This window comes from uncultured Rikenella sp. (assembly GCF_910579375.1).
Classification (GTDB): domain Bacteria; phylum Bacteroidota; class Bacteroidia; order Bacteroidales; family Rikenellaceae; genus Rikenella.
The window spans coordinates 1-8,642 of record NZ_CAJTUJ010000077.1; the positions used below are offsets into that span (position 1 = coordinate 1).

General features: G+C 57.2%; 9 protein-coding genes. 7 read left to right on the forward strand and 2 right to left on the reverse strand.

The window, feature by feature from the left end; translation table 11 throughout:
- Window positions 1-636 precede the first annotated feature (636 nt).
- Together QZ302_RS07040 and QZ302_RS07045 are read right to left on the reverse strand one after the other, a co-directional pair.
- Window positions 637-765 (reverse strand): hypothetical protein, encoded by a 129-nt coding sequence (locus QZ302_RS07040; protein WP_294593965.1) that lies wholly within the window; start codon window positions 763-765, stop codon window positions 637-639.
- A gap of 126 nt (window positions 766-891) precedes the next feature.
- Window positions 892-1,113, reverse strand: a complete 222-nt coding sequence (locus QZ302_RS07045) for a hypothetical protein (RefSeq protein ID WP_294593967.1) — start codon at window positions 1,111-1,113, stop codon at window positions 892-894.
- A 91-nt stretch (window positions 1,114-1,204) separates the two neighbouring features.
- On the opposite strand from QZ302_RS07045, the gene QZ302_RS07050 reads away from it, so the two are divergent.
- The 7 genes from QZ302_RS07050 to lepB all read left to right on the forward strand — a co-directional run bounded on the left by QZ302_RS07050 (window position 1,205) and on the right by lepB (window position 8,345).
- The gene (locus QZ302_RS07050; RefSeq protein WP_294593969.1) at window positions 1,205-1,495 is read left to right on the forward strand and encodes a hypothetical protein; all 291 of its coding nucleotides are present in this window, start codon (window positions 1,205-1,207) and stop codon (window positions 1,493-1,495) included.
- Between the two features lie 39 nt (window positions 1,496-1,534).
- Window positions 1,535-3,043 (forward strand): Gfo/Idh/MocA family oxidoreductase, encoded by a 1,509-nt coding sequence (locus QZ302_RS07055; protein ID WP_294593971.1) that lies wholly within the window; start codon window positions 1,535-1,537, stop codon window positions 3,041-3,043.
- Between the two features lie 294 nt (window positions 3,044-3,337).
- Window positions 3,338-3,592, forward strand: coding sequence for a hypothetical protein (locus QZ302_RS07060; RefSeq protein ID WP_294593973.1), 255 nt, complete (start codon window positions 3,338-3,340; stop codon window positions 3,590-3,592).
- A 100-nt stretch (window positions 3,593-3,692) separates the two neighbouring features.
- Window positions 3,693-4,844, forward strand: a complete 1,152-nt coding sequence (locus QZ302_RS07065) for a 6-bladed beta-propeller (protein WP_294593975.1) — start codon at window positions 3,693-3,695, stop codon at window positions 4,842-4,844.
- A gap of 111 nt (window positions 4,845-4,955) precedes the next feature.
- Complete coding sequence (locus tag QZ302_RS07070) at window positions 4,956-5,510, forward strand: hypothetical protein (RefSeq protein WP_294593977.1); 555 nt, start codon at window positions 4,956-4,958, stop codon at window positions 5,508-5,510.
- Between the two features lie 12 nt (window positions 5,511-5,522).
- Window positions 5,523-7,397, forward strand: coding sequence for an O-antigen ligase family protein (locus tag QZ302_RS07075; protein ID WP_294593979.1), 1,875 nt, complete (start codon window positions 5,523-5,525; stop codon window positions 7,395-7,397).
- A 33-nt stretch (window positions 7,398-7,430) separates the two neighbouring features.
- Complete coding sequence (gene lepB, locus QZ302_RS07080) at window positions 7,431-8,345, forward strand: signal peptidase I (protein ID WP_294593980.1); 915 nt, start codon at window positions 7,431-7,433, stop codon at window positions 8,343-8,345.
- Window positions 8,346-8,642: the final 297 nt, after the last annotated feature.

Sequence of the window (8,642 nt, forward strand, 5' to 3'; positions counted from 1 at the left end):
CGAAAACCGGCCACGGTTTTCGCGCCGCGCCGGGCCGAGCATGAGGCTGAGATTTGGGTAGTGGATTGGGCTGTGCTGTTGGCCGGGCTCCTGCGACTCGCAGAGCTGCGCAGTCCGCCGCCCTGGCAGGCGGAGGGCTGCAACTCGTCGGAGCTCGTTGCACTCACCGCTGGCGGCGAACTTCACAGAATGAAGTGATAAATGGGGTATTTCTTCTGCGGTTCTCCGAACCCGAATGGTTGGGGCGGCGAATGGGCCGTTGTAGTTGCGGCTCGCAGAGTCGCTCGGGCCGAAGCCTCCCGCCGCGGAGGCCCGCAACTCGCAATGCTCGTTTTGGGCCCTGCAGGATTCGGCCGCTTGAACTGGGAGCGAATAGCGCAATTCCATGAGGAATCGCCGTCCTCATATTGGGGTAGAGGTTGCCCCAATCGGAGTGCCCGAAGGCACCGGCGCGAGGGGGGCGTGCCGAGGATGAATGGACAAAGTTCTTGCGACCCTTTGGGTCGCGCGGGCCGGAGCCACTCCCGGCGTAGGGCCGCAACTCGCGATGCTCGTTTGGCCCCCGCTGGCTCCGGCCGCCAAAGTCAAACAAAAGTAGGGTAGAGGCTGGCAATAAAACACCCTGTGGGTGCCCGTTTATTCCGAGAGGCAACGCAACAGAAAACTGAAGGCGCGGCTGTTCGAGCTGCTGGTGCTGAGGCTCTGTGTGCTGAGCACCAGTCGCCTGGCGTACGTGCTGCCGTCAACCGCGGAAGCCGACCACACCGTACCTTCGTTGCAGATGTCACGCAGTGCGCCTGTGTCCCGATGGCGGTAGCCCGGGGCGGTGCCATTCGGCCCTCAAACCCGGCTCCTTTACACTAAATTACTGCCCGTAAACAAACGACCCGTTTATTCCGAGAGGCAACGCAACAGAAAACCGTAGGCGCGTCCGTCCGCGCCGCTGGGACTGAGGTGCGTCACGTCGAAATTCAAGTACGTGCCATTGGTGCTGCTAATCGTCGAAGCCCAGCTGTGCCCGCAGCTGCCGACGACGATGCTCAACGCGCCCGAGGTGCTGCCGCGGAAGCCCGGGGCGGGGGTCGCTCCGCACCCGAAGAGAGACCGGAACACCCCCGATTAAACTCCCCCCGCCTTGGATATTGCCGCCGAAATCGTTACTTTTGGAGGAAAATTCACAAAAACAAACCCTTAGATTTTTACTATGGCAAGCATTCGCACCCTGAAAAAAGACCTCGCCTATCTGGTCAACGCCGTGATTTCCGACGCCTCCGTGGCCCTCTACTTTCAGCCCGCCGGCCAGCGCGACGCCATCTTCGGCCTCGTCGAGAAAGCCGCCGACCTGAACAACACCCTCCTCGACCGCATCAACCGCCCCGCCGAGAAACACAACCCCTCGCTGGTGAAGAAACACTACGCCCAGATCCGGCGCGAGATGGCCGACGGTGTTGAAAACCTCTTCGAAGAACTCAGCCAGATTTGCAAAACCAAATAAAACCACATCCACTTCACCCGAATCACCAGACCTGAATCCATGAAAATCAGACTCATTCAACTCTTTTCGGTCGCCCTGGCCGTCACCCTCGTTTTTCAGAGTTGCGGCACCTCTTCCCGGAATAGCACCCTCTCCGGCGTCGGCCAGCGGAATGCCGACGGCGTGATCGAACTCCTCGTTCCTGAACGTGCAGAGGGGCAGAGCGACGTGCTCGGGCTCGCGCTCGACCCCATTGACACCGTCCGCGTGGCATTCGTCGGACTCGGCATGCGCGGCGGCGACGCCGTGCGGCGGTTCACCCACATTCCCGGCGTGAAGATCGTCGCCCTGTGCGACGTGTATGAAGACCGCGTCAAAGCCTCCAACGCCATGTTGCAGCAGAACGGCTTTCCGGCCGCACAGGAATACTTCGGCGACACCGCAGCGTGGCGGAAAATGGTGGCGCAACCCGACGTCGACCTCGTCTACATCTGCACCGGGTGGGACACCCACACCCCGATCGCCGTACAGGCCATGAAAGACGGGAAACACGTCGCCATCGAAGTGCCCGCCGCCACCAGCGTCGATGAATGCTGGGAGCTCGTCAATACCGCCGAGCAGACCCGCAAACACTGCCTGATGCTCGAAAACTGCGTCTACGACAACTTCGAGATGACCACCCTCAACATGGCCCAGCAGGGGCTCTTCGGCAACATCGTGCATACCGAAGGGGCTTATTTGCATGACCTCCGCTCCATGAACTTCGCCGAAGAAGGCGAACCGGGGCACTACGCCGACATGTGGCGTCTGAAACAGAACACCCGGCGCACCGGCGACGTCTATCCGACCCACGGCCTCGGGCCGATCGCCCAGATACTCGGCATTCACCGCGGCGATAAGATGAACACCCTCGTCTCGATGAACACCGACCAGTTCGGGATGACCGAATACGCCCGCAAGAAATTCGGCGACACCTCGGCCTATGCCAAGACCCCTTATCGGATGGGCGACCACACCACCACCCTGATCCGCACCGAGAACGGCAAGACCATGATGATCCAGCACGACGTCACCAGTCCCCGGCCTTACAGCCGGATCCACCAGGTGAGCGGCACGAAAGGCTTCGCCCAGAAGTATCCCGTAGCCGGGATTTCGCTCGAAGCCGACAACGAGGCGGTGCAGGGGCTGGATTATCAGAACCTGAGCGGCCACAGCTATGTTCCGCGCGAGACCTTCGACCGCCTGATGGCCGATTATCAGCACCCCGTGATCCGGCAGGTCGGCGCCCTGGCCCAGGAAGTGGGCGGCCACGGCGGGATGGACTTCGTGATGGACTACCGGCTGATCTACTGCCTGCGGAACGGTTTGCCGCTGGACATGGACGTTTACGACGCCGCCGAGATGTCGTGCCTGACCGGCCTGTCGGAGCTCTCGATCGAGAACGGGAGCGCGCCGGTAGCCGTTCCGGACTTCACGCGCGGCGCGTGGAACCGGACGAAAGGTCAGCACTACGCCTTTACCCCGGCCGACGCAGCGGCGCTGGGCATCGGCGATGCGGCAGGCGAGTAGTGCTTTGATTGTTAGGGATATATATCTTTTTCTCCGTTGGAATACAGAGGCATTTCATACAGGGCAGGGCGGCAGTGTTCGCCCTGCCTTTTTTTCGTGGCGAACCTTGTTTTTTCGGTGGCGATCCGTAGACCGGAAAGTCTAATCGGCGAAATCTATTTATTGAATTATTTTAAAAATAAAATAATTCGTCGAAAATTAGGAATAATCGATTGCAATGTTTATATTTGGAGTGCGGTTCGATTTCAAATCGAGCAGTAAAACTATTTTTTCACTTTTTAAATTCATGTTGTCATGAAGAAATTAACAAAAATTCTGTTGGCTGCCGGCGGCGCAGCCCTGATTTGCGGCGGGTCGATAATGACCTACCTCAAAGCGCAAACTCCGCAGTTGGAGGTGTCCGATTTGACCCTTCAAAATTTGGAAGCAATGGCAAAAAAAACTACAATTTTAGATGACAATCAAGTAGGAGTTTTTCCAGATTGTCATAACAATCCTTTTGGAAGAGGATGTACAGGTAGAACAGGGATGTGTGAAATTCGTAACTAAACAGTCTTTAAGTTTACGCATGTTTTCACAAATTACGGAATCATGTTATCGGGGTTTGCTTTTTAAGCAAACCCTTCTGTTCCGTTAAATATTTCATGTAATGAAGAAATTTATATTTGCAGGAATACTTATAAGTGCAATGGCTTGTACTTCCTCTCCTGAATCTTTGACTGCTCTTCCGACTGTTGTCGTTAATCCTGCGCTTGCGCTGGATTATGATTTGGATGACGTGGAACTTGACTATAAAATAGTGTCACTCGACGATAGTGTGATATTGGGCGAAATTGTTGAGGCGAGTATTTTTTCTGAGTATGTTTTTTTGCATGATAAATATCAGAATAAAATACATATTTATGACACCTCCGGGAGGTATCTGAATACTTTGGATCGGTACGGAAAAGGGCCTCAGGAATATTTAGAGGCTTCTCTTTATGCTTATGATACTGCTCGTCATTTATTGCTTGTTAATTCTTGTCAGAGTTCGCTCAATGCTTATCGCGTTCCTTCGTTAGAGTTTGTTTACAAACAGGATGATCCGAATAGCTATGTCGTGTTTAAACCGATTGATGCCGATCATTATTTTACCCAGTCCAATTATGATGAGGTAGGGTTGAGCGGGAAATCGACCATCCTAAATCAAGTTACCGGCAACCATCGGGATATTACCGACCAGTGGATCAATACTTCCGGACTAATGGCGTATAGTACTGCTTCCCCCTCCTCAGTGTCGGTTGCCGGGGATGGAGATTTGTTGTATTGTCATCCCTCTCATCTGAATACACTTTATAGAATAGATTCTGCACGGTGTACTCCCGTATTGAACGTAGATTTTGGAAGTTGGAATATGCCTGAGGAATCGTGGACCGAAACGGAACGTATGTTGACGTTCGTAGATGATTTCTTTGCCTCCGATCATGCTTTGAAACCGCAATATTTTATTATGAACGATTCCCTCCTGTCGTTTTGGTATTGGCATTCGGGGGACAAAGAAAAATTGCCGCCTGCTTCGCATGCTTATGTGAGAAATTCACGAACAGGAAAAGAACTTTTGATTGATCGGTTGCGGATTAAAGATGCCGAAGGGATTCTGACTCCGATAGGAATTTATCAGGATTATTATGTGGCATTAGTGGATCCTGCTGAAATGTTTTCTCCCGATCTTGAGAGCGATTCTCCCATTACTCGTGAAATCGTTGCCAAGACGCAAGGTCATCGTAAAATATTGTTGCTTTTGTTTCGGTTTAAAGCGTAGGTTGACGTTATGCTCCGGAGAATTGTCGTCGTGTTGTTTCTCAGTCTATTGCTGGGGGTAATAGTCGATTGTGTATTGACAGGGTTGCGATGGCGGGATACGCGACGAGTTATGCAAAGGAATCAGGAAAAACGCACATTACGCCTGATTATCAACGAACTGTGTTCTTTCCAGTATCGCAATTGGCAGACCTTAGCGTGTCAATTGCCAGAGGAGCGTCGCGTGTGGAATCGTTCAGATCGAACGCCATCTGTTTTGTCTGACTTGTTGGCCGGACGCAAATTGTTGGTATATGTAGACTACAGAATGTGTAAACCCTGTGTCCAGCATAATTTGAAGTTGGTGGATTCGTTGTTTTACTCAGACTATGGAACCCGAATGCAGGTCGTTGTTTATACTCCTGGCGGTCAGGTGGATGGCGGTTTGGATTTGTCCGATATAAAAGGGAATATATGGACGATGGACAAACCGCTTCTTTTAAACGAAGTGTCATTCGAGACTCCTTGTTTGTTTTTGACAGAAGATTCACACATTGTCCAGGTTTGTCATAGTGCGAAAAATACAGATATGCCCCTTTATCTCTTCGAACCGATCGTTGATTCGTTTTTTTCGAAAAAGAGGTCGAGTCATTCTGATTGTAAAAAATCCGATCCCGATCGGAATTGATTCATAACCTGTATGTTCCGCAACCTGTCCTCCCGCCTCTTGAGCTCGTCGAGCCTCCTGTTGCTCGGCGCACTGCTCGGCACCCTCTTCGTGCCCGGCACGCTGCCCCCCGCAGGGATGGAGAGCTCCCAATTCTTCTATTTTCTCCCCCTCGTCGGCCTGCTGACCCTCCTTGCCGCCTTCGGCACCCTCGTCGCGATACCCCGTTTGGCGACCGGCCTCCGTCTGGGCGACAGCCTTGTCGTCGCGCTGGGACTCTACGCCGCCCTGCGCGGCGCCAGCGGCGGAGCTTTGCCGCGGATCGGCGTGTGGAGCAGCTTGCTGCTCACCGTATGGTACCTCGACCTGCGGATCAGCCTTGCGTCCGGCTCCCGGCGCCACCGCAGGCGGATCTTCCGCGGAATCATCCTTCTGTTGCTTCTCGCCGGCCTCGTCCAGGAGATCGCCGGCCTCCGCCAGCTCTACGGCTACGGCCTCTCGAACCACGCCCGCTTCCGGGTGACCGGCACCTTCCATAATCCCGCCCCGCTGGGCGGTTTTCTCGCCCTCGTCTCCGGAATCGCCCTCGACCGGATCGTGCGGCTCGGTCGACCCTTGGCCCGGTACCTCGAACGGCAGGGGTGGCAGGCGAAACTCCTGCTTTCGCCCGGCTTCTGGACATTCGGACTCTCGGGCCTTTTTCTGCTCGGCGCCCTCCTGCTGCTGCCCGCCACCCAGAGCCGCATCGCCTGGCTCGGCGCCCTGACCGCCTTTCTGATCGTCGGCTGGGAACCGCTCGTCCGGCCCCTCCGGCAGTGGCTTCGGGAGCGGAAGTGGGTTGCGTGGGTGCTCGTTCCGCTCGCCGGGCTGGTACTCGTCGGCGGGACACTCGCCGCTTACCGCATGAAAGCCCGCTCCGCCGACGGACGGCTGCTGATGTGGAAGACCACCCTGCGGATGATCGCCGACCGGCCCTTTGAGGGCGTCGGCCCCGGGCGTTTCGCCGGCGTTTACGGCGACTATCAGGCCGCCTGGCTGAGCTCCCCGCACGCCTCCGCCGGCGAACGGCAGGTCGCCGGGAGCAGCGGAGCCGCCTTTAACGACTACCTCCAACTCGCCGCAGAACTGGGGCTGCCCGGCTTGCTGCTGATGGTCGTCGTGCTGTTTTTCGCCTTCCGCGGCTTTCGGCGAAGGTGGCGCAGCGGAGGATGCGGTTTTGCCGCCGCGCTGGCCGCCCTGTCCGTCTTCGCCGCGGCTTCCTACCCCTTGCAATTGTTGTCGTTCCGGGTGTTGTGGATGCTCCTGGTCGCCGTCGGCATCGGCGGGCTGTATGACGCCCGGCCTGTTTCCGTAGTGCGTGCGGGCGACCGGATCGGGAGTGGGGTGGTGCTCGGATTTTGTTTGGTCGTCAGCGCGTTATCCTTTTGGACGGCGTGGCCGTTGAGGCGGACTTATGCGGCGTGGGGCCGTCTCGAACCCCTCTACCGGATGGAACGGTTCGAGACCGTTGCCACTGATTATGAACGTCTTGCTCCCGCTCTGGGAGCCGAACCCTCGTTTCTTTTCGAGTGGGCCAACGTGCGGAACAAGGTCGGCGACCCCGCCGGCAGCATCGCGATCTTAGAGCGCGCCGCGGGGCTCAGTTCCGATCCGATGCTCTATAACCTGCTGGGTAACAACTATCGGGCGCTTGGCGACTATCCGTCTGCCGAGCGGGCCTATCTTCGGGCCTGGGCCGTGGTACCGGGACGGCTCTATCCGCTCTACCTGCTGACCGACCTCTACCGCGAGAGCGGCCAGGAGGCCCGGATGCGGGCCATGGGCCGCCGCGTGCTGGAGTTCGACGAGCGGGTCTCTTCGCCCGCCGTGCGCGAGATGCGCGCCCGGGTGCGGAAGTGGCTCGAATAACCCTATCTTTGCAGGCGTAAAACACACGGAAAGATGAGCATACGGCACAAAAGAAAGTGGTGGCAGGCCCTGCTCCGGGGCGTTGGAATCTTCCTGCTGGTGGTTCTGCCGGGTTGCGTGATGGTTCTGTCTCGGTTTTTCTGCTGGGAGATGTTCACCGTGCCGACCGAGTCGATGTATCCGACCCTGCTGGCCGGCGACCGGATCATCGTCAACAAGGCCCTTTTCGGCGCCCGCCTCCACCGCAGTTTCGAGAGCATGGGGGCCGAGAAACCCGACATCCGACGGTGGACTTACCGGGGACTTCGGCCCTTGCAGCGCGGCGATATCATCGTCTTCAACTATCCTTATGCGCGGGGATGGGGTCGTATTGCATTCGATTTCAATACGTTGTTCGTCAAGCGGTGCGTAGCGCTGCCGGGCGATTCGGTCTATGCCGAGCGGGGCGTGATCCGGGTGCGCGGGGTGGAGGGAACAGTGGGCCTGCCGCGCAGCCAGCGGGAGCTGGCCCGGTTCGATCTGTCGCTCTACCCGCCCGAGACGCGGTTTACGGTGGCTCCCGATTCGGCCTACGGGCGTTGGACGATTCGGGATTTCGGGCCGATCTACGTGCCGCGCCGTGGGGATCGGATTCCGCTGGACAGTTCGAACCTCGCCCTGTACGCCGCCGCGGTGGAGTACGAGACGGGCCACCGTCCGCGTCTCGACTCGCTGCGCAGAACGGTGCTGGGCGACAGCATCGTGACGCACTACACGTTCGAGGACAATTTCTATTTTGCGTGCGGCGACAATACGACGGCGTCGATGGACTCCCGGTATTGGGGCTTCATTCCTGAGGTTTTCGTGCTGGGCGTCGTGACCCGCGTAGCCTATTCTTATGATCGCCAGCGCGAGCGGGTTCGGTGGCGTCGCCTCTGGCGCGACGTCTCGTACCACCCAGCGGAGTAAGGTTTGGTGGAGGCCGCCGTGGTTTTATACATGCGGGTAGACCCGGCCAGAGCATCCCGTAGGGATGCGCTCTAAAGTTTGGCTACGCGTTGCCAAAAGGAATAGTTCGAGGCGGGTCAAAGCTCGACCGCGCGCGACTGCTGGAAAAGGAAATCATTCAAACGCGTAGTTCGCGTTTGAATAAGATTTCCGCCAGCGCGCGGCCAGAGAACGGGGGTAGAGGCTGCCATTTGCCCACCGCGGGCACGCGGGGCCTGCCCGGCCCGAGGGCAGTCTCCTCCTGTAGCCAAAGCCGCG